Source organism: Litchfieldia stipae (assembly GCF_014837155.1).
In the GTDB taxonomy this organism is placed as follows: domain Bacteria; phylum Bacillota; class Bacilli; order Bacillales; family Bacillaceae_L; genus Litchfieldia.
Map to the genome: position 1 here is coordinate 1 of NZ_JACYHA010000026.1, position 21,824 is coordinate 21,824.

Genomic DNA, 21,824 nt, shown 5'->3' on the forward strand with positions numbered 1-21,824 from the left:
TCATCCTGAGCCAGGATCAAACTCTCCAAAAAGAGTATTGATTGCTCAATAGTTTGTTACTTGATAAAACGTTGACGCTTGTTTATTGTGTTCAGTTTTCAAAGAACTTTTTCGTCATCGTCTCGTTGAGGCGACTTTATTAATATAACATGTATCATTATCTGAGTCAACATGTTTTTTCAAAAATAATCTCTGCTGGGATATCCCGCAGCGATGAAAATTAATATACCATGTATCTTAATAATGAGTCAACACTTTTTAAAATAAAAAAGCTATTACGCAATTGATTGTTCATTTAATAGAGAGTAAATACAGCCATGTGAAGTATATTTAGACGGCATCAACACAAAAACACAACTCACCAAAATCCAGGATAATAAAAAGAAGTGCTGCTCACACTTCTTCTCATCACGTTCAATTATATATTAATAAAGGAATCCATTTTCAATATACTACAATAACTTCTCTATCAATCATTCCGTACTATAGAATAGTTTCTATGATATAGATCCTTCCCCTTAGTTATCACCTTTTCAACATGAATCAGATTTTTCTCTATTAGAAACTCTAACATAAGCTCTAAATCCACAGCATAAATCTTCAGCTCCGGATGTTCAAGGATTTCACCAAATACCCACGCCTCACTTTTTTCGCCTAGCACCTCTAGTAGATGTTTGCCACCTTTCTTAGCTCGAGAATGAATGAGAAATTCGCTTGCTAGGAACAGGAGCTCAAGTCTTTTACCAAGAGCTTCTTCACTTTCTACTAATTCTTCATATAATTTGTAGATTTCTGGATCGATTTGGCGCACTTGATTCCAGACTGTTACCTCTGGATGTAACCCATTTTCGATCACTGCTAATCTTGCTAGATGATGAAGCGCGTGGATGACGTTGTTGTAGGCGTCCAAATAGTGACCCATTTCAAAAAACGCCTTGCCATCTTGATATCTTCTAATTAGCTTTCCGAATTCCATCCCCATTTTTATTTTCCGTTCTTGTTGAGGGAATTCTTCTAACTGGTTTTTTAGGTTACTTATGTATTCGTTACGGTCAAAGATGACTTTGCCATTAAGAATCCATTCGATCACCTTCCGATTGGAGCCCAGGAATAACCATTCTTTTAGCTTCGCTTCTTCAACAGTATATAAGCTTGCAATTCTACCTTCATAATCATAATGCTTAATCATTAACGGAACATCTAATTCCTTCACAATCACTAGTAGAATTGTGTCAAAGGTATCAGTTACAGGAAACGCATAACGCTTCTTCTCTATTATTATAATCCCTAACGTATTAGGTTGACTGGCTCTTTCTTGGTATACTGGACGAAGTATATTTTCCATACGGGTTCCTCCATTTAGGTAATTAAACTATAGTATTCGACAAAATCATACAAAAACCTTCTCATCCCATTATATTAATTGATTTTGAAAATTATCTTCTTTTTTTGAAATACTCTTTTCTATCAAGTGTGATGATATGCTATATTCTAGTGAGGAGGTTTTCTTTTATGGCAAAAAAATACTCAAATAAAATTAATAAAATTCGTACGTTTGCCTTAAGCTTGATTTTCATCGGGTTTGTGGTGATGTACGGTGGATTGTTCTTCAGATCTCATCCTTTAGTCATGACTCTATTTATGATATTCGGTTTACTATTTATTATCGCAAGTACAGTTGTTTATTTCTGGATTGGACTACTTTCAACAAGAACGGTGCAGGTTACATGTCCAACCTGTCATAAGCAAACGAAGGTATTAGGTAGAGTGGATATGTGTATGTATTGTAATGAACCGTTGACTCTTGATCCTGACTTAGAAGGTAAGGAATTTGATGAAAGCTACAATCGCAAATCATCTAAAAATAAAGCTGACAGCTAGAATTGCTGTCAGCATTTTATTTTAATGAACCTCGTTTTTTTGGCAATCTTGGCATGTACCGTAAATTTCCATACGATGATGACTAACCTTAAAGCCAGTAACATGCGCTGCTAGAGCTTCAACCTCATTTAATCCCGGGTAATGAAAGTCGACCATTTTTCCACATGATTCACAAATCACATGATAGTGGTCGGTAGTAACATAATCAAAGCGACTTGATGCATCACCATAATTCAATTCCTTCACTAGACCTACTTCTCGGAACACTCGTAAATTATTGTAGACTGTTGCGACACTCATATTCGGGAATTTCCCTTCCAACGCCTTATATATATCATCTGCGGTTGGATGGGCCATTGCATTAATTAGGTACTCTAAAATCGCATGACGTTGTGGAGTAATACGCACTCCTGTTTCTTTCAACGTATCAAGCGCATCCTTCAATTGATTGTTTGACACCGTCATGCACCTCTCTTCTAAAAATGTTCTTACTTTATAATGGTTATAAATAGTGTACATTGGTTTTCTTGATTTTGTCAACATATCTATCATTACTATATGAGAAATAATGCGTGTTTACGCATGTTTTTTTAATTTTTATGAATGAAGAATCGATTCTACTTCTCCAAGCTGCTGATTGACAAATCTTCCCGCAACAAATAAGAAGTCAGATAAACGATTTAAATAGGCAATGACCAGTGGATTCACATCTGGAATATCAACCGCAAGCCTTTCAGCTCTTCTTACAACAGTTCTCGCAACATGCAATGTCGCACCCACTTCATTCCCACCTGGTAAAATAAAATTCGTCAACCCTGGTAAAGCCGCATCCCATTCGTCTATTGTGTTTTCTAGGAATTCAATATTTGCTTCAGTTAACGTCCACTTCACGACCTTCCCAGCTGGTGTCGCCAATTCTGCCCCAACATGGAAGAGATCTGTTTGCACCTTATGAAACACCTTATAGACTTCTTCTTTTCCTTCGAACTCATGACTCTTCTTCAAATGACTTACTGCAAGACCAATAAATGAGTTTGCTTCATCACATGTTCCATAAGCATCGACACGAACATCAGATTTTGACACACGGTCTCCATACACCAACGACGTTGTCCCTTTGTCTCCAGTTTTCGTATAAATTTTCATCAGTTAATATCCCCTTTTCAAGTCAATTAAATTGATATACGTTCCTTCACCACTTGTAAATACCTTCATATTTTCTTTAAAAATGTCAAACGCTCGAGGCATATAGTTTTTTGTAATACTAGATATATGGGGAGTAACCGTCACATTATCCATTCCCCAGAAAGGATGTTCAGCAGAAAGTGGTTCATTCTCAAATACATCCAATACAGCATGAGCAATTCTCTGTTCCTTCATGACCTTTACCAACACTTCATCCTTCACCAAATCTCCACGACCAATATTTATAAAAATCGCTTCAGACTTCATCTGATGAAAATGCTCCTCTGTTAACAGGTATGTAGTTTCCTTTGTGCTTGGTAAAATGGAGACAACAAAGTCAGCTTCCTGTAATACTTCTTCTAATTGAGACATCGTATACATTTTATCAATGGATGGTTGGTCATTCCCACTACTGTTCACACCAATCACATTCAAATTGAACGCTTGACCAATACGTGCAATTTCCCCACCAATCGCTCCAACACCTAGAATGGCAAGTGTCTTTCCATGAAGTTCAAATGTCTGTACTGCCGTACGATCCCAGACCTTCTGTTGTTCAAGCTCATACAGCTCTTTGTTCTTCTTTGCTACCTGAAGAATCATTGAAAATGTGTACTCCGCCATTGGGATCTTATGAATTCCTCGGGCATTAGTTACGAAAATTCCCCGCTCATCAATCGCTGCAAACGGCATCTTCTCCATTCCAGCTGAAACAACCATAATCCACTTCAAATTCGTTGCTCGCTCAATTAATTCAGGAGTCAAATCCTCCCCAAGGGTAACCAATACATCAGCAACAGGCAAATCTTCCATCGCCACATCTATATTCTGACAAAATCGAAAGTCCGCCTCAGCAAACAACCCTCTCAATTCATCCATAATCCCATCCACAGGCCTCACAGTTGATAAAACAAACACCAAAAACCCCTCCCTTTTTTTTATACTTACTATCTTAGCAGAACAAGGTCAATTCTTGCGCCTCTTTTTTTGGCAGAGTGGGGACGGTTCTCACGCTTCTTTCAGTGTTCCAGAGCCCTAACTAAATAAACCGACACACCCCAGTATATTGATACACTCAAGACTCCTGCGGGAAGTGGCCAAAGTGAGACCCCACAAGACGCGGAGTGTATTCAGACTGGGTGTTCCAACGTACAAGCCATCATTCTCCAATTTTCCAGATAGATTTAGCACCTCCACTCCACAAAAAAATTGCGAGACTCTTACATCTCGCACATCCATTCGCTAACATCTGAGGAGGTATGCCCTACACTCATAACATACTCACCTACCTCCTAATTGGTATAGACACTCGCCTCTATCCAAGAAAAAAGGCTCTACACTAGCATCTGGATCTTCAGCGGCACCAACGCATGACTTCGGTCAACAAACACAAACGCATCATATCGACTCGAAACCACAGAAGGCACATAATTCCCTAAATGCTCATACTCAGGATGATACACCACCCCAATCGCACGGTGACCAATCACCTCTGAAAACTTCTCTCTATTTGACAAATCAAACAGAAGAATCTGATCAAACGCACCTGCCTGATGCAGACAATCCTCCCAGCTATCACCGGCCCCATTAGGAACCTCCATGACCTCCGGATCATCTCCCCAACGTTTTGCAGCAATCACTGGTCCACGATGAGTTCCAAAGCCAACTGCATATACCAGCTCTTCTCCATATCTTTCACGAACAATTTGACCCACATTCACAATGCCCTCGTTCTTCATATCCGTGTATCTCGCATCCCCAATATGGGTGTTATGCTCCCAAACAATCACCTTCGTATCTTGACCATAATACTCCACTAATTTATCAATCACATCTGACATATGATAATCCCTTACATTCCATGATTCCGTATCATTCTTAACCATGGCACGATAATATCTCTCTGCGTTAGCTGCCACAAGGGAATTAATATCTAGATTTAAATCTTCTTCTGCATGTGAATATTTATGCTTATTTCGTCTAACAGTCGTTAAAAGGTCAATCACTTCATCAATACAATCCTCTGAAAGAAACGAAGCTGACACACCATAATTATCTTCTCTTCTATTAAAAGGCTCAAAACAGCTATATGCTTTTTTAGCCACTTCCACATCTGGTGAGTTCGTCTTCTGCAAATACGAAATGACTTCCTCCATCGATTCCCACAAACTATACACATCAATCCCGTAGAATCCTACCTTCTGCTCCTGATCCCCGTTGTATTCCTTTAACCAATGACAAAGCTGAGCAATTTCCTCATTCGCCCACATCCAAGTCGGCCAGCGATTAAATCCTTTCAATAAAGCCTCCTCACTGCTTTTAAAATGGTTTTCATAGCCTTTAATATAGCGGTTCACTTCAAAACAAGACGGCCAATCCCCTTCAACAGCAATGACGTTAAACCCTTTTTGCTCAATTAACATTTTTGAAAGCTCTGCTCGAATCGAATAAAACTCAGAAGTGCCATGTGACGCTTCACCAAGTAATACAAACTGTTTACTCCCTATAGCATCAACAATTTTCTGCAAGTCACTTGCCGATTCAAATTTGATTGCTTCATCTCTAATGTCTTGAATGATGTTTCTGTTCATACATGATCTCCTTCAATTTAAAGAATAATTGAAGTTTCCCCATTCACCTTAAAACACATTCACAACCTTGATTATACGCAACACTTCCCATCAAAGAATATTAAGAAAATCTTAAGATTTACGTTCGGTGTTTGTTAAGATTTGATTGGTATTATTCTATTAATGCGAATACTAGAGAGGTGATGTAAGTGTTGAACGTCAGATGTAGGAGTGATTTCTCATGAATATTTTAGTTTGTGATGATGATATAGCGATTGTCGATGCGATTGGCATCTATTTAGAAAATGAAGGCTATCACGTATTCAAAGCTTTTAATGGAATAGAGGCAATAGAAGAAATCAGAGAACACGACATTCATCTCATTATCATGGATATCATGATGCCAAAGATGGATGGAATCAAAGCAACCATGGAGATTAGAAGAGAACATAATATCCCATTGATCATGCTTTCTGCCAAATCAGAGGACTATGACAAAATTTTAGGATTAAATATCGGTGCGGATGATTATCTCGTCAAGCCCTTCAACCCTTTAGAACTGATTGCGCGAGTGAAATCTCAGTTAAGAAGGTATACGACTCTTGGCGGACTGGAAACTAGAAGTAGCCACCTTCAGACAGGTGGACTCGTTATCGACGATGAAAGTAAATCAATCACCGTTGATGGTGAAGATGTTCATCTTACGCCTGTCCAATATAAGATTTTAAGGTTGCTGACAGCAAACGCTGGAAAAGTATTCACCATTGAAGAAATCTATGAAAAGGTATGGAACGAAACGTCCTTTAACCCAGAAAATACCGTAACTGTCCATATTCGAAAAATTAGAGAGAAAATCGAAATAAATCCGAAAGAACCAAAATATTTGAAGGTGGTGTGGGGAGTTGGATATAAAGTTGAAAAAATATAGCCATTCCATCGTAACAAAGCTAATCATATTTTTAATCGCAGCCCTGTGTTTAACAGGTATGATTCGGTCCTTTGTTGAGGTGGAGATTGTAAATGATGGAGAGTTTGGGAGCGTTACAGAGGAAATGTACTTAGATAGCAGTGCCTATATAGACGAAAGTGCACCTCTAATCCGTGACCTGACAACACTATTAGGAAAATATAAAAGTGAAGAACATATTTTAAGCGGCAGTTCGATTAACCAGGATGATTGGAAAGCAGTTGAAGAACAAATATACTACTCTGTATTCCCACATTCAAAAAGCTATCAACCAGAATTAGGGGAAGAAAAGAATTTCGAAAATTTCAGAGCTGAGTATGCAGACAAGCTGACTGAAGCGAAGGAGCAAATGATCAAACAAGACCTAAAGTCCTTTCATCAAATCGTACAAAATCTCGAGAATTATGAACCATTATTTTATGCGAATAATGGAAGCCAAGAGTTTGCAAACAGTTCTAATACAAAAAAAGAACAGTTTGTCGCCTTCCCTACTTATCTAATCTTTGAAGGTTATAAACAAGAAATTTATCCAAAAGAATCAGAAACAAACGAGCATTTGCACCGAATTACAGATCATATGAATGAAGTTGACATGGAAAACACCGTTATTTACGTCGCATTTACAGAACCATTATTAAGTAATAAAACGCAAGAGTGGCAAGAAGGAAAAGTCATTGCAACTAAAAGCCTTTATCAATTTTTAGGATTTTTAACAGGATTTATTCTTTCATTTATTTATCTTGTTCTCGTAGTCGGAAGAAAATCTTTTAAGGACAAAGAGGTACACTTCCTCCCGATTGATCGACTATATAACGATCTCAATATTGGATTATGTATTGTTCTAATGGGATTTTGGGTTGTATTAATTGATGATGTATTTGAACATATCGAGAAAATGATTATCCCTGTCACATTCCCGATTGTCTGCTTGGGGTTACTTCTAATTCTATCTCTCGTCAAGCATCGAAAAAATCGAACGCTAATCAAGCACACCTTACTTTTCACCTTGATCTATACAATTGTAAAATTTATTGGGGATGTCTATAAGAGCGGAGGAGTTGCAGTCAAGACTGTTCTCATCGTCATCGGCTACCCGCTATTGATTGCGTTAACGTTTTTCATGTTCCCGATTACAATCGGTATAGCAGCATGGTTTGCTTTTAAAAAGGTCAAGACATTCCAACAAATCCAAGAAGGAATTGAAGTCATTAAGGATGGAAACCTTCATCATCGCATTGATGTGAATGGCAAAGGAGAATTCGCAAAGCTCGCTTCTAATATCAATAGCATAACCGACGGACTGAAAAAAGCCGTAGATAGCGAGTTAAAGAGCGAACGGTTAAAAACCGAATTGATTACCAATGTGTCTCATGATATTCGCAATCCACTAACCTCAATTATCACATATGTTGATTTATTGAAAAACGAACAGGATCCAACAAAAACAAGCGAATACATTGAAGTGCTTGAGCAAAAGTCACAAAGACTCAAACTATTAACTGACGATTTATTCGAAGCCTCAAAGGCCTCAAGCGGAAATATTCCCGTTACTCTTGAAAAAATCGACCTCGTCTCCTTACTTACACAAGGACTTGGAGAATTAAATGACAAAATTGAAGCAGGAGGATTAGAAATCAAGCTCAACTCACCACCGAATAAGGTGTATGTGGCTGCAGATGGCAAATTATTGTGGAGATCTATTGAAAACTTATTATCGAATATCTTCAATTACTCTCTCGAACATTCAAGGGTCTACATCGATATAGAAGACTTAGGCAATGAAATGCGTCTCAGCTTCAAAAACATCTCAGCCTATGAATTAAACATCTCTGCTGATGAATTAATGGAACGATTCAAACGAGGCGATGAATCCAGAACCAGCACAGGCAGTGGTCTTGGTCTATCAATCGCCAAAAACCTAATCGAAATACAAAAAGGAACCTTCTCCATCCACGTCGACGGGGACCTATTCAAATCTATTATCCAGTTGCCAAAATGGGAAGAGAGAGAGACAGATAGACTAGAATTGAACGAATAGTGATAACACCAAAAACGACAATCCAAATTGTGATTGTCGTTTTTACTTCAAAATGTATATATCTTATGACTCCGACGCTAAGACACTCTCTTCTTACTTCCAATCCAAAGAACAACCGGTATAAGCAATAATGAAAGCACTGCCCCAGCAATTGAAAGGACTGCATAGCTTGAATGTGCTACAACCACACCAGAAATCCCTCCACCTAAAGCACCAGCCAATGCGATAAACACATCTACTGACCCCTGCGTCTTTGCTCGAGTTGAGGATGGAGTCGAATCTACAAGAATAGCAGTACCACTAATTAACCCAAAATTCCAACCCAGTCCTAACAAACCAAGAGCTATGATCAGGAGAACCATTGAATCAGCAGGACCGAGCGCTGATAACATACCTGCAACAAGTAACGTTACAGCTGAAGCAATTGCCATAACTGTACGACCTAATTTATCAACAAGGTAACCTGTGACTAAGGATGGCAGAAACATTGCACCAATATGAATGCCAATAACAAGTCCAACATCATTCAAACCATGCCCATGGTGTCCCATATGGATAGGAGTCATCGTCATAATCGCCATCATCACGAACTGAGTGAGCACCATCATTGTTGCTCCAATAGTTACACCTTGCTTGTTTCTTGACAGCACCGCTGCATCTTCTTTTAACGGTAAATCACTTGTAGTTGATTGGGCACCAGCTATAGCTCTTACCACAATAAATGGATCAGGACGGAGAAAAAGAAAGAAGACAAGACCAGCAAGTAGATACGCAGCAGCCGCTAAGATAAACGGACCAGCCAATGGTGGAATACCTATCGAACTAGCAAAACCACCCATCACATCAACTAGATTTGGTCCAGCAACTGCCCCAAGTGTCGTCGTAACCATTGCCAGACTAATCGCCTTTGCTCGTTGTGTTGAGTTCGCCAAATCAGTCCCAGCATAGCGTGCTTGTAGGTTTGTAGCCGTTCCAGCCCCATAAATCACCAAAGAAGCAAATAATAGCAGAATACTACCCATCAGAGCAGCAAGAACAACGCCAATCGCACCAATTCCTCCTGCCAAGAAACCTAGCGTAAGACCAAAACGACGTCCAAACCTTTGAGAATATCGTCCCACAAGTAGTGCCGCCCCTGCTGACCCTAAAGTAAAGAGCGCCGTTGGAATTCCCGTAACACTATCTGTCCCTAGGATACTTTGTGCCAAAAGTGCCCCTACCGTAATTCCTGCTGCAAGTCCTGCACCACCAAAAATTTGCGAAATCACAACAACAATTAACGTTCTCTTATAAAGTTGCTGCTGTTTTTCCTCAGAATGAATATAGCTTTGAATCAAAGCTGATTGACTGTCCAACGCTTCTGCCTTTTCTTGTGGCATCATTAGCAAACCTCCCCTTTTCTTTTCTGAAGCTCCAAGTAGATTTGCATCATCATAACACGCGCAAAAAAACCATACAATATAATTATTGTATGGCAAACAATATTAACTAAGTTCGTCAAGCAACCTTTTGAGGATCCTCACGCCTTGTTCTAGCTCTTCAATTGTTTTTGGTGCACAGACGGAAATCCTTACCGCCCTGTCTGGACAACTATTTCCAACAACAAAGCGTTCAGCAGCATATACTTGAACACCCTGCTTTGCAGCTATTGCTTCGAATTCAGCACCTGTTATCTTCTCAGGTAAAAGCAACCAACGAAAAATGCCTGTTTCTACACCTAGACAAGAATAATCATCCAAATAGCAGTTAACAACTTGGTTTCTTTGAATAGATTGTTCTCGATGCCCTTCGATAAGACGTTCAAACTGATTCGATACAATTGTACGTGCTGTCAATTCTGCTAATAACGGAGACACTGTTATGTTTAAGTTATAAAGCGCTTTTGAAATTGGCTCCTTGTATTGACTTGGCACAGCTACATAAGCTAGTCGTAATCCTGGTGCGAACGATTTAGACAAACTCGCAATATAGATCGTCTGCTCTGGCGCAAATGCCGCAAGTGCTGGTAGTGGTTCTTTGGCCATTAAATGATATGAGCCATCCTCAATGATGAACTGGTTATATTTTTTAGCAATGGCTGCTATCCTTTTTCTATGCTCAACCGGCATATAGGAAGCTGTTGGATTATGGTAATCTGGAATTAAGTAGATTCCTTTTATATGTTCATTTTTACACGCATTTTCAAAAGAAGTTGGACTCATCGTATAGTTCTCAGCTTTAATCGGTACAATTTGCACATTCAACATCGCTGCCACAGTCTTCAAACCCGGGTATGTGTGCTGATCTACACCAATGCGATCCCCAGGCTTACAAAGACTTGCTAATGTAGCTGCAATCGCATTTTGACCTCCATTAGCAAATAAAACGTGATCAACAGTTGTTTCAAATCCACTTCGTCGGATCAATTTAATCGCTGCATCCTTTTGCCATAGACTATCGCCTGCTCGACCATACCCAAACCACTTTTCATAACTTGTCTCCTGCAGCATACTTTTCAACTGAAGGACAAGTGGCTCATATGAAGCATCGTCTGGAAGGGTTGCCCCCATTTCAATTAAGTGCTTCGGCTTTGATTCTTCAAGTAAATACGAATTGGACAATGCACCATATGATACAAAAGTTCCACTTCCTACTGCCGCACTTAACAAACCCTTTAACTCACATACTTTAAAGGCCTTCGAAATGGTACTCAAATTCAAATCCAAATAATCTGCTAGCTCTCTTTGTGGAGGTAGCTTTGTTCCAGGCAGCAAGACTCCGTTTACGATATCCTGCTCTAATTTCCTTGCGAGCACTTGATAAATCGGTTTTTCAGTTCTATCAATTGCTGGCTTCCAGCTCATCGGATAGTTATCAAAGGAATTAACTGGCATCATCTTCAGCCTTCATGTCACAAAAGATTCTCTTTCACATAATTCAAAGCCTCTTCCACATGTCCTTTCACCCTAACCTTACGCCACTCCTTCACAAGATTACCTTCTTTATCAATCACAAAGGTAGACCTCTCAATCCCCATATACTCAATCCCGAAGTTTTTCTTTAACTTCCAAACTCCATACTTCTCCGCCACTTGATGCTCATCATCCACTAATAGTAAAAACGGCAGATTGTACTTGTCCCTAAATTTCTCATGCTTCGCTACTGGATCTGGGCTAACCCCCAAAATGACACAATCTAATTCTGAGAAATCCTGATAAAAATCCCTGAAATCACATGCTTGTGTTGTACACCCTGGTGTCATATCTTTTGGATAAAAATACATCACGACATGTTTACCTTGAAAATCTGATAACTTCACCTTTTCACCATTATTTGCCACCAACTCAAAATCAGGCGCCTTTTGTCCCACTTCAATCGTCATCTATCTCTCTCCATTCTGTTTCCTTTTATTTAAAGCGTACAGAACTTATCCTCATTTTTCAACTTTCATTGCGATCTATATTAATCACTGTCTTCACAACAAATGCCATTGGAATTGTGTAGCCAATCAACGCCTCAACAATCGCCACCCATCTTCCAACACCAACCGGAGTAATATCCCCATATCCCACAGACAATAACGTAATCGCACTAAAGTACATCGAAGACTCAAGTCGCTCTGAGAAGCCTCCTGTAAAGGCCGCACCATTTTGATTCAACACCGGAAAGCTATTTAAATCTAGGACCACATATATAATTCCAAACCCCATTAATACTGTCACATAAATTAATAGTAGAAAGACGACATTTTCAATCGATATATACTGTTTTTTACTAAACTTCGCCATGAATAATGAACGAATACTAGATATAAGACCGATAATCGTAACACTAAGCAAAAATAAAGGGACCAGTTGTCTCACCTCTCACCAATTCATTTCTACATGTATACGAAGAGGTTGGCCAACTTATCCCTTTAATAAAGAAAACTTATTTAATTCCCAGCACCACGATATTTCGTGACCCCATGATTCCATAAAACTAACGCGACTCCAAAGAAGGCAACACCAACCACTGGCGTCATAAACGCATAGACATACCAATCCGTTTTACCAAGAAAATACGAAGCTGGGTACACACCAACAAAGGCAAATGGAAGAATCCATGTTAATGTGAAACGGATCACCTTATTATAGATATCAACTGGGTATCTTCCGTAGTTCCCGATGTTATACATCATCGGCATAATGGACGTTCTCGCATCAGACCAAAAACCAATGCTCGCAATCATAATGAAAATCGCCGCATACACTAATGCTCCACCTAACACCAAGACAATAAAGATAAATGGATCATACCAAGAAATCGTTAGCCCAAGATTGGCCCCTGCATAGAACATCACCACTAATCCTGTGATTACACCAAATAAGGACTCCAGCTCCATACGCTCCAAAATGATTTGAAACAGACTATGAATCGGCCGAGTTAATATCCGGTCCATCTCCCCTTTGACGATATAACGATCGTTAAAATCCCAAATATTAAAGAACGATGAAAAGAGAGCATACGGGACAAGGAAAAAGCCATAGATAAAAATAATCTCATCTCGGACCCAGCCATTTAGAAACTGGGTATGACCAAAGACCACAAGGATGAAGATAAGGTTCACCCCTTGAAATAGCAGATCAGAAAGAATCTCGACCACTAAATCAGCACGGTATTGCATCCGCGTCTTCATATATTGACCAACATATTGGAAAAACATAGACATATAGAACATTCCTTACCCTCCTTGAACAATCAGTTGTTTTTTCGCAAGGACCCATAATGCCTGTATAGGGAGGATTAACACCACAACCCAAACCAATTGAATGAGAAGTGCATGAACAATTTCTTGCCCCTGAAAGCCCTCAGTGAAAATCATGCTTGGAATATAACTAATTGCTTGAAACGGAAGGAAATTCATCACATTCTGTGCCCATAATGGATAGAAGCTAATCGGAAGCAATAATCCTGAGAACAAATCAATCACGACTCGTTTCGCACGAATTAACCCATCATTATTAAATAAAAAGAATGTCATTATGCCTGTTAATAGATTAATTTGCGTATTCACGATAAAACTCAACATAATCGAAAACGCGAAATAACACCATGTAATGAAACTAGTCGCAAAGCTAAGCGGAAAAATAAAGCTCACAATCACCATCCCTGGCAAAGAGAAAAATAACAGTCTAAAGATTCCTTCCCCTAACCCCTGCATCGTTTTCATTCCAAGGTAATTATAGGGGCGAATCAATTCAATTGCGACCTTCCCTTCCTTAATCTCCTGCGCAATTTCCCGATCGATATTATTAAAATAAAATGCCCGTGCCATCCACGAAACAGCAATATAGGTAGTCATTTGAATCACTGATAATCCCTGAATTTCCTCCTGCCCACCATAAATAGCAGTCCACAAAAAGTAATAGGCGCCAATATTGATACTATAAATGAGAATCCCACTATAGTAATTCGTCCGATACGCAAGCATCATTAAAAAACGGATTCGAATCATTTCTAAATACTTATCCATTGAGTATTCCCTTTCTGATTATGACTGACATGGAATGCTAGCGAACAGCCATGCCTTCTTCATAAATATTTCTAATAATCTCCTCAGTAGACACCTCATTAATGCTGATGTCTTTAATTTTATAAGAAGAAACGACCTTAGCAATTAACTCTGACATCAAATTCTCATCATTTCTGACATAGGCAACCCAGACCCCTTTACGTTCCGCTTGTACCCAGTCCACATCCAACCCACTTGTTTTTGTTTCGAGATCCTGACGACTGACCTCTTGACTGAACTGGAATTGAACTTGTTTCCCCTCTCCCCAATTTCTTCTCAGTTGATCTAATTGCCCGTCATAAATAATTTTCCCTTCATCTAACATCACAACCCTCTCACATAATGCTTCAATATCTGAGAGGTCATGGGTTGTTAAGAGAATCGTTGTTTTATAACGCTCATTCATTTCCTTTAAGAACTTACGAATTTTCAATTTCACTAGAACGTCCAGGCCAATCGTCGGCTCATCTAGAAATAACAATGGCGGATTATGTAATAAGGCGGCAGCTAGCTCACATCTCATTCTTTGACCTAGCGAAAGCTTCCTCACCGGCTTATCAAGCAAGGGACCGATATCCAACGACTCAATTACATGCTCCATATGCCTTTTATAATCTTCATCAGACACCTTATATACTTTTTTCAATAATCGGAAGGATTCCTGAACCGCAATATCCCACCAAAGCTGGGACCGCTGTCCAAACACAACTCCGATTGTTTGTGCAAACTTCTCTCGTTCCTTATGTGGATTCATCCCGTTAACCGTTACAAAACCAGATGTTGGTGTTAAAATTCCCGTAAGCATCTTAATCGTCGTTGATTTACCAGCCCCATTTTCGCCGATATAACCGACCATCTCACCTTCTTTAATGGTCAGTGATATATCATCTACGGCTCTAAGCACCTTATAATTTCTTGTGAATAAATCACGAAAGGCACCTTTTAACCCCTGTCTACTAGAATATGATTTAAATTCTTTCCTAAGTGACTCTACCTCTATGACATTCTTCACTTTTCTTACCTCCACTTTTTTAACCATAACAACTAGTGTAATCAACCTACAAAGATGTTTCAAATGATATCATTTAATATCTCTCAAAGTTTTAACTACTAGCCTTTCAATGATAAAATAGAAAAAGTGATGTTACTAAGGAGGACAAATCGAAATGAATTTTACAAAATCAACAGAATTACATAATGAAGCATTAGAACATATAGTTGGAGGCGTGAACAGCCCTTCAAGATCATACAAAGCCGTCGGTGGCGGTGCACCTGTTGTGATGGAACGAGCAAAAGGAGCCTATTTCTGGGATGTTGATGGCAACAAATACATCGATTATTTAGCTGCATATGGTCCAATCATTACTGGACATGCCCACCCCCATATTACAAATGCGATTAAAGAAGCTGCGGAAAATGGAGTCCTTTACGGAACACCAACTCCACACGAAATCAAATTCGCGAAAATGATCAAAGAAGCAATGCCAAATATGGATAAGGTCCGCTTTGTCAACTCGGGGACTGAAGCCGTCATGACGACGATCCGTGTTGCTCGTGCTTATACAAAACGAGATAAAATCATTAAATTCGCTGGCTGCTATCACGGTCATTCAGACTTAGTGCTTGTTGCAGCAGGATCTGGACCATCTACACTTGGAACACCCGATTCAGCTGGAGTTCCAAAAAGTATTGCTAAAGAAGTAATCACAGTTCCATTTAACGAAATTGAGCCATTCAAGGAAGCCTTGGACAAATGGGGTCATGAAGTAGCAGCAGTTCTTGTTGAACCTATCGTCGGGAATTTCGGAATCGTTGAACCAAAAGAAGGATTTCTTGAGCAAATCAATGAGCTAACACATCAAGCTGGCGCACTTGTCATCTATGATGAAGTGATTACAGCGTTCCGCTTCATGTATGGTGGTGCACAGGATTTACTAGGTGTGAAGCCAGACTTAACCGCTCTTGGAAAAATCATCGGGGGCGGACTACCAATCGGCGCTTATGGTGGGAAACAAGAAATCATGGAACAAGTCGCTCCACTTGGACCAGCCTATCAAGCCGGAACAATGGCCGGAAATCCTGCATCGATCCTCTCAGGAATCGCTTGCTTAGAGGTTCTTCAAGAGGAAGGCTTATATGATCGCTTAGATCGTCTTGGTGCAATCTTAGAAGAAGGCATTCTCGCACATGCAAATACACATGGTATTCCCATCACCATTAATCGACTAAAAGGTGCTTTGACCATTTATTTCACCACTGAAACGATTGTGAATTATGAACAAGCTGAAAATACAGATGGCGAAATGTTTGCCAAATTCTTCAAGCTCATGCTACAACAAGGTGTGAATCTTGCTCCATCGAAATATGAGGCTTGGTTCTTAACATTAGCACACACTGAAGAAGACATCACTCAAACACTAAAAGCAGTTGACCATGCATTTAATATACTAAAAAATTCATAAATATACACTCAACAAACGGTTGAGAGGGTTTCTCCTCTCAACCTTTGTTATATAGATACAGAAAACGCTTACAATATTGTGTTATTAGTACTTACCTATAAAACCGAAAATGAATACCATATCCAACCAATTGAATATTAAATTGATTTTGTATAGTTAATATGTTAAGATAGATTATACATTTCTGAAAATTTGTTCTTTTTCGCTTTAAATGGTTAATAACAAAAAATAGAGATAGAGAGAAAAAAATCTTTTTAGGAGGTGGAGGCTATATAGTGGGGGAATTACAGCTAAGATACAGTAAGTTTGTATACAATGTAGAAAAAAGCCCTTCCTAAAAGCCACTTAAATGGAAAACAACTGGAGTCCAAGTCTATTTAAAGAATTTCACCGTCAAGAGCACGATGCATGTGGAATCGTTTCTGCGATTGAAAAGAAACGAATCCCAACAAAAGCAAATATTGATGCTGTCATCGATGCGCTTGTCAAAATGAATCACCGCGCTGGATTTATTAATGGAGAAGGCGACGGAGTAGGAATTCATATCGATATTCCTACAGCTCTATGGAAAGTAAAGCTTCAAGGGGTAGGTCAAAATCCTGAATTAGTGGACCAAGAAGAATTTACAGTCGGTCATTTCTTTATTAACAGAAATGCTAACTTTGAACAAATCAAAGAAACATTACTACAGCTTTTCACTGAAAAAGGCCTGTCTGTTATCTATTCTTCAACCAATGTCACTTCTTCAAATGCTTTAGGTCCTATTGCTTCCCAGGAAGAACCTGTTTTTTGGCAAGTAGCTTTACTACCGAATCAATCTCTTAATCTAACAAAAACTCTATTTGATCTAACAATAGAGGCTGAAAAAGACACAAATGTCCATGTTGCTTCATTAAGTAACCACCATGCTGTCTACAAGGTACTTGGTGCAGGAGACATATTACCAAAATTCTATCACGATTTAGCAAATCCTCTTGTCGCATCAACGATGACTTTAGGACATAATCGTTATTCTACAAACACATTATCAAACTTCTTCCGTGTACAACCATTTAGTGTCCTAGGTCACAATGGAGAAATTAACACGATTTCTAAGCTACGTGATGAAGCAAGAATGATTAATGTTCCACTAACTGATGGTGGTAGTGACTCGCAAGATTTAAGCCGTACCATTGAAACACTTATTTCTCGTGATGGTTATAGCTTATTCGAAGCGATGGATGTTTTATTCCCACCTATCGTCAATGAAATCAAAGCATATCCTGATCATTTACAGGATTTATATACGTATATTCGTGAGGCTTGGGGGCACTTTGCCCAAGGTCCTGCAGGAATTATCTCAAGATTTGCAGATGAAGCTGTATTTAGTGTGGATGCACTCGGCTTACGCCCTCTTTGGAAGATTGAAACAGAAACAACCTATCTGTTCTCATCTGAGCCTGGAATCATTCCTTCAACTGAATATGTAGCAGAACCAAAGCCACTTTCACCTGGTGAAAAAATGGGATTGAAATGGTCAAATGATGATTACATCAAGGTCTATGAATATGCTTCATATCAAGAAGAAGTATTCAATCGTTTTTCTAAGAAAGTAAGTCTTGAAGACTATCGTTCTCGTTTAGCTACTCCTACTCTGGATAAAACAATTACGATGTCAGCTTCTACGAAGGTGCATAACGGACAATACGCTGCATTTGGCTGGGATCGTGAGCACATTCAACTGCTTGAGCAAATGGCAGAAAAAGGAGCAGAGCCAATCCGTTCTCTTGGTCATGATGCTCCATTAGCAGCGATCGATACAGGCAGAAGAAATATTGCTGATTTCATTAAGGAAAGCGTCGCAGTTGTTACAAATCCAGCAATTGACCGTGACCGTGAAACAGAGCATTTCTCTACCCGTACGATTATTGGAAAGCGCCCTTCTCTTGTTGAGAATGCGGAAAAAGACTTAGTAATGGAGCTTACTTCTCCATTATTAATCGAGGGAAATTTAGGCTATGAATGCTCTAGCACTACTGGCCAGCCATCTTATGATCAGGTCGTAGAAGAGTTTACTAAGCATAAGCTAGTACACTATTTAACGGCAACATTCACAGAGGATGAGACTCTTAATGATGCACTAATCAGGTTGTCAAACGAAGCAAAAGAAGCGGTTGAACAAGGTAAGACATTGATTGTGATTGATGATGCAGCTGCTCATAAGAACGGACAGCTATGGATTGATCCTCACTTAATTATCTCTGCTGTGGATCAAGCATTAGTACAATCACAACTAAGACGTAATTGTTCATTATTATTACGCTCTGGTGCGATTCGTTCATTACACGATATCATTCTAGCTTACGGATTAGGTGCAAACATTATCAGTCCATACCTACTATTTGCTACCGTTTCTGAGGATACTATCCAACCAGCATCAAACCTATATAGCTCAATCATTAAAGGTCTAGAGAAAGTCATTTCAACAATCGGGATTCATGAATTACGCGGATATTCACGCCTATTCTCAAGTATCGGATTAAACGAAGAAATTTCTAACTACCTTAAAATTGTGAACTTCTTAGGTTCTGAGTCTGTTGACTTTAACTTTGAAACTCTGAAAAAGGACGCTATCGAGCGTGCTGTTGATTTTGAAAATGAGAAAGCTCGCCCAGGAAAGAGCTTCCACCTCTTCCCTCGTATTTGGAAGGCAATCGGTGAAGTTGCTCAATCTGGTTCATATGACGGCTATCGTGAAAAATTAACAGAACAAGAGGAAAATAATCCAACAACGATTCGTCACTTAACAGATCTTAAGAAAGCAGATAAGCCTGTATCTGCTGATAAGGTAAATATTTCGGTTGGTGAGCATAGCCTTCCATTCATTATTTCGTCGATGTCATTTGGTTCTCAGAACGAGATTGCTTTCCGTGCCTACGCTGAAGGTGCTGACCGCTTAAATATGGTTAGTTTAAATGGTGAAGGTGGAGAGATCAAAGATATGCTTGGCAAATACCCACGTACTCGTGGCCAACAGGTCGCTTCAGGACGTTTCGGTGTCAATGCTGAGTTAATCAACTCTTCTAATCTATTAGAAATCAAGATTGGTCAAGGGGCTAAGCCTGGTGAAGGTGGTCACTTACCTGGATCGAAGGTTACAGCAAAGGTAGCGGAAGCTCGTAACGCAACGCTAGGTTCAGATTTAATCTCACCATCTAATAACCATGACATCTACTCAATCGAAGACTTAGCACAAATGATTGCAGAATTGAAGACGGCTAACGATCAAGCAAAAGTAGCGGTTAAAGTACCAGTAGTTCCTAACATCGGTACAATTGCCGTTGGTATTGCAAAAGCTGGAGCTGACATCATTACTCTAAGTGGATTTGATGGTGGAACAGGGGCAGCAAGAATTCATGCATTACAATATGTTGGTCTTCCAGTTGAAATTGGTGTAAAAGCAGCACATAATGCTCTATTAGAGGCTGGACTTCGTAATCAAGTCGAGCTTTGGGCAGACGGTGGAATCAAGAGTGCTCTTGATGTTGTCAAGGTTATGCTCCTTGGTGCAAACCGAATTGGTTTCGGAACTTTATCAATGATTGCCATTGGTTGTACAACATGTCGTGGCTGTCACCTTGATACATGTCATGTTGGTATCGCAACTCAAATCGAATCTGAGGCTCAAGCGAAGGAGCATGGCTTACGTCGCTTCGTCCCTCGTCAATTAGAGGGGGCAGTCCAAAACCTAGTGAACTTCTTTACTGCTTTTGGTGAAGAATTAAAAGCTATTACTGCTTCATTAGGTCATGACAATCTTCAAGATCTAGTTGGACGCTCAGATTTACTAGAACAAACAAGAGGACTTAATGCAATGGATTTAAGCAATCTATTACAGCCTCTTGAAGTGAAGCAATTTGCACAAAAAGAAGTAGCTGCAAGTGTTGAAGAGCAACAATTATTAGTAGCTGCTGGCGCAGAATACCTTGATCTAAATGTAGATGACCTACAAATGTCAAGAGACTTCACAACGGTTACCTCAGAACAACGTGTGTTAGCAAGTCGTGTATCTTGTCACCGTGTAAGAGGACGTTTAGATGGATCATATAAGAAGCTTCCTGAAGTGAAATTACGCTACAAGGATGGTTCAATTCCTGGTAATGGATTAGGTGCCTATAATACAACGGGTATCGACATTCAGGTTGACGGTGGCGCACAAGACGGCATCGGAAAAACGGCATTTGGTGGAAGCATCCAGATCTTCAAATCGAAAGGAAAAGACGGCAACTACTATAACGGTTCTGTCGGAAAAGGCTTTGGATATGGAGCACAGCAAGGACTTCTACTCGTTCAAGGAAATGCCGATGCACGTGCTGGTATTCGTCTATCAGGTGCTGATATGATTATCGGTGGTCAATTAACAACACCTATCCCTGAGCATGAAAATGGAAACATTGGAGTTCATTCAAATATTAAAGGCTTTGCCTTTGAATATATGACAAATGGTCGTGGTCTTGTCCTTGGGGACGCTGGTCCGTGGATTTGTGCAGGTATGACTGGTGGAGTTGTCTACCTTCGTCACCAGCCTGAAATGGGTCTAACAAAAGCAGCGATCGAACGTCGTATTGCAAAAGGTGCAAAGGTTTCAATCCAAGCCCTTTCTGAAAAAGGAAAGCAAGATGTACAAGAGCTATTAGGCAAATATATTGATGGTCTCGTTGAACACGGACAACAGCAAGAAGCAGACGAATTAAAAGTCCTACTTGCTAATCCTGAGCAACATTTCTTCCAAGTCATTCCGACAAAAGAACAAGCAGACCCATCGGTGTCTACTGAGTGATCAAATACTGACTATAGAAAGCATCCCTATTCTTCATTGAATCGGGATGCTTTTTTTGCAGTTGTCTATCTCAATGTTTATTTAGATTTCTAGCATCCTGAATACACGTAGATTCCCGTGGGATGCGTGACCAAAAGTAAAACCCCGCAGGAGCATCGCGACGAGGAGGCTCACCAGTCACCCCACAGGACGCGGAGTGTATTCAGGCTGCGACTTTAAAAGCAGCAATTGATACAAAAACAATTTTGTTGAAAAATGTTGGTGAGATACCCCTTGTAAAGAATGCAAAACCAATGTATAGTACAGTATTGTTTCACTGTTTTTGAACAGGATAATTATATAACGATGTTCGTTTAGAAAGGAAACTTT

The 21,824-nt window shown here is 39.6% G+C and carries 17 protein-coding genes; 5 read left to right on the forward strand and 12 right to left on the reverse strand.

Annotated features, from left to right (window positions below):
* Nucleotides 1-469 precede the first annotated feature (469 nt).
* Nucleotides 470-1,345 carry a nucleotidyltransferase-like protein gene (locus tag F7888_RS19870; RefSeq protein ID WP_191782681.1) on the reverse strand — a complete coding sequence of 292 codons (876 nt, stop codon included), beginning with the start codon at nucleotides 1,343-1,345 and terminating at the stop codon, nucleotides 470-472.
* A 167-nt stretch (nucleotides 1,346-1,512) separates the two neighbouring features.
* Here F7888_RS19870 and F7888_RS19875 point away from each other — a divergent pair, with 167 nt between their 5' ends.
* The gene (locus F7888_RS19875) at nucleotides 1,513-1,881 is read left to right on the forward strand and encodes a YgzB family protein (protein WP_191782683.1); all 369 of its coding nucleotides are present in this window, start codon (nucleotides 1,513-1,515) and stop codon (nucleotides 1,879-1,881) included.
* Between the two features lie 21 nt (nucleotides 1,882-1,902).
* On the opposite strand, the gene perR is transcribed toward F7888_RS19875, so the two are convergent.
* The 4 genes from perR to F7888_RS19895 form a co-directional block, all read right to left on the reverse strand.
* Nucleotides 1,903-2,346: a peroxide-responsive transcriptional repressor PerR gene (gene perR, locus F7888_RS19880; RefSeq protein WP_225228919.1), complete on the reverse strand. Its 444-nt coding sequence runs from the start codon at nucleotides 2,344-2,346 to the stop codon at nucleotides 1,903-1,905.
* A gap of 132 nt (nucleotides 2,347-2,478) precedes the next feature.
* Complete coding sequence (locus F7888_RS19885; RefSeq protein WP_191782687.1) at nucleotides 2,479-3,027, reverse strand: cob(I)yrinic acid a,c-diamide adenosyltransferase; 549 nt, start codon at nucleotides 3,025-3,027, stop codon at nucleotides 2,479-2,481.
* A gap of 3 nt (nucleotides 3,028-3,030) precedes the next feature.
* A complete protein-coding gene (locus F7888_RS19890; RefSeq protein ID WP_191782689.1) occupies nucleotides 3,031-3,984 on the reverse strand; it encodes a D-2-hydroxyacid dehydrogenase in 954 nt (317 codons plus the stop codon).
* Nucleotides 3,985-4,400: 416 nt separating this feature from the next.
* Nucleotides 4,401-5,657 carry an erythromycin esterase family protein gene (locus F7888_RS19895; protein ID WP_191782691.1) on the reverse strand — a complete coding sequence of 419 codons (1,257 nt, stop codon included), beginning with the start codon at nucleotides 5,655-5,657 and terminating at the stop codon, nucleotides 4,401-4,403.
* Between the two features lie 220 nt (nucleotides 5,658-5,877).
* Between F7888_RS19895 and F7888_RS19900 the strand changes: the two genes are divergently transcribed.
* Both F7888_RS19900 and F7888_RS19905 read left to right on the forward strand, forming a co-directional pair.
* Complete coding sequence (locus F7888_RS19900) at nucleotides 5,878-6,564, forward strand: response regulator transcription factor (RefSeq protein WP_191782693.1); 687 nt, start codon at nucleotides 5,878-5,880, stop codon at nucleotides 6,562-6,564.
* Complete coding sequence (locus F7888_RS19905) at nucleotides 6,539-8,641, forward strand: HAMP domain-containing sensor histidine kinase (RefSeq protein ID WP_191782696.1); 2,103 nt, start codon at nucleotides 6,539-6,541, stop codon at nucleotides 8,639-8,641. Before F7888_RS19900 ends, F7888_RS19905 begins: the two co-directional genes overlap by 26 nt.
* Before the next feature lie 77 nt (nucleotides 8,642-8,718).
* Here the strand turns inward: F7888_RS19905 and F7888_RS19910 are convergent, their stop codons facing one another.
* The 7 genes from F7888_RS19910 to F7888_RS19940 form a co-directional block, all read right to left on the reverse strand.
* A complete protein-coding gene (locus tag F7888_RS19910; protein ID WP_191782698.1) occupies nucleotides 8,719-10,023 on the reverse strand; it encodes an MFS transporter in 1,305 nt (434 codons plus the stop codon).
* Between the two features lie 102 nt (nucleotides 10,024-10,125).
* The gene (locus tag F7888_RS19915) at nucleotides 10,126-11,514 is read right to left on the reverse strand and encodes an aminotransferase-like domain-containing protein (protein WP_191782760.1); all 1,389 of its coding nucleotides are present in this window, start codon (nucleotides 11,512-11,514) and stop codon (nucleotides 10,126-10,128) included.
* Between the two features lie 17 nt (nucleotides 11,515-11,531).
* Entirely contained in the window at nucleotides 11,532-12,002 is a 471-nt protein-coding gene (gene bcp, locus F7888_RS19920; RefSeq protein ID WP_191782700.1) for a thioredoxin-dependent thiol peroxidase, read from the reverse strand.
* Between the two features lie 58 nt (nucleotides 12,003-12,060).
* The gene (locus F7888_RS19925; RefSeq protein WP_318246329.1) at nucleotides 12,061-12,483 is read right to left on the reverse strand and encodes a potassium channel family protein; all 423 of its coding nucleotides are present in this window, start codon (nucleotides 12,481-12,483) and stop codon (nucleotides 12,061-12,063) included.
* Nucleotides 12,484-12,554: 71 nt separating this feature from the next.
* Entirely contained in the window at nucleotides 12,555-13,340 is a 786-nt protein-coding gene (locus tag F7888_RS19930; protein WP_191782702.1) for an ABC transporter permease, read from the reverse strand.
* A gap of 3 nt (nucleotides 13,341-13,343) precedes the next feature.
* The gene (locus F7888_RS19935; RefSeq protein WP_191782705.1) at nucleotides 13,344-14,135 is read right to left on the reverse strand and encodes an ABC transporter permease; all 792 of its coding nucleotides are present in this window, start codon (nucleotides 14,133-14,135) and stop codon (nucleotides 13,344-13,346) included.
* A gap of 37 nt (nucleotides 14,136-14,172) precedes the next feature.
* On the reverse strand, nucleotides 14,173-15,186 hold the full coding sequence (locus F7888_RS19940; RefSeq protein WP_191782707.1) for an ABC transporter ATP-binding protein: 1,014 nt from the start codon (nucleotides 15,184-15,186) through the stop codon (nucleotides 14,173-14,175).
* Between the two features lie 154 nt (nucleotides 15,187-15,340).
* On the opposite strand from F7888_RS19940, the gene F7888_RS19945 reads away from it, so the two are divergent.
* Nucleotides 15,341-16,636 carry a glutamate-1-semialdehyde 2,1-aminomutase gene (locus F7888_RS19945; RefSeq protein WP_191782709.1) on the forward strand — a complete coding sequence of 432 codons (1,296 nt, stop codon included), beginning with the start codon at nucleotides 15,341-15,343 and terminating at the stop codon, nucleotides 16,634-16,636.
* A gap of 349 nt (nucleotides 16,637-16,985) precedes the next feature.
* Nucleotides 16,986-21,455: a glutamate synthase-related protein gene (locus F7888_RS19950; RefSeq protein WP_191782711.1), complete on the forward strand. Its 4,470-nt coding sequence runs from the start codon at nucleotides 16,986-16,988 to the stop codon at nucleotides 21,453-21,455.
* The last annotated feature ends 369 nt before the right edge of the window (nucleotides 21,456-21,824 follow it).

Coding starts and splice junctions, on each gene's coding strand:
- bcp (WP_191782700.1), bottom strand. CDS start 12,002: ATGACGATTGAAGTGGGACAAAAGGCGCCTGATTTTGAGTTGGTGGCA.
- F7888_RS19915 (WP_191782760.1), bottom strand. CDS start 11,514: ATGCCAGTTAATTCCTTTGATAACTATCCGATGAGCTGGAAGCCAGCA.
- F7888_RS19885 (WP_191782687.1), bottom strand. CDS start 3,027: ATGAAAATTTATACGAAAACTGGAGACAAAGGGACAACGTCGTTGGTG.
- perR (WP_225228919.1), bottom strand. CDS start 2,346: ATGACGGTGTCAAACAATCAATTGAAGGATGCGCTTGATACGTTGAAA.
- F7888_RS19945 (WP_191782709.1), top strand. CDS start 15,341: ATGAATTTTACAAAATCAACAGAATTACATAATGAAGCATTAGAACAT.
- F7888_RS19895 (WP_191782691.1), bottom strand. CDS start 5,657: ATGAACAGAAACATCATTCAAGACATTAGAGATGAAGCAATCAAATTT.
- F7888_RS19930 (WP_191782702.1), bottom strand. CDS start 13,340: ATGTTCTATATGTCTATGTTTTTCCAATATGTTGGTCAATATATGAAG.
- F7888_RS19875 (WP_191782683.1), top strand. CDS start 1,513: ATGGCAAAAAAATACTCAAATAAAATTAATAAAATTCGTACGTTTGCC.
- F7888_RS19910 (WP_191782698.1), bottom strand. CDS start 10,023: ATGATGCCACAAGAAAAGGCAGAAGCGTTGGACAGTCAATCAGCTTTG.
- F7888_RS19935 (WP_191782705.1), bottom strand. CDS start 14,135: ATGGATAAGTATTTAGAAATGATTCGAATCCGTTTTTTAATGATGCTT.
- F7888_RS19900 (WP_191782693.1), top strand. CDS start 5,878: ATGAATATTTTAGTTTGTGATGATGATATAGCGATTGTCGATGCGATT.
- F7888_RS19950 (WP_191782711.1), top strand. CDS start 16,986: ATGGAAAACAACTGGAGTCCAAGTCTATTTAAAGAATTTCACCGTCAA.
- F7888_RS19870 (WP_191782681.1), bottom strand. CDS start 1,345: ATGGAAAATATACTTCGTCCAGTATACCAAGAAAGAGCCAGTCAACCT.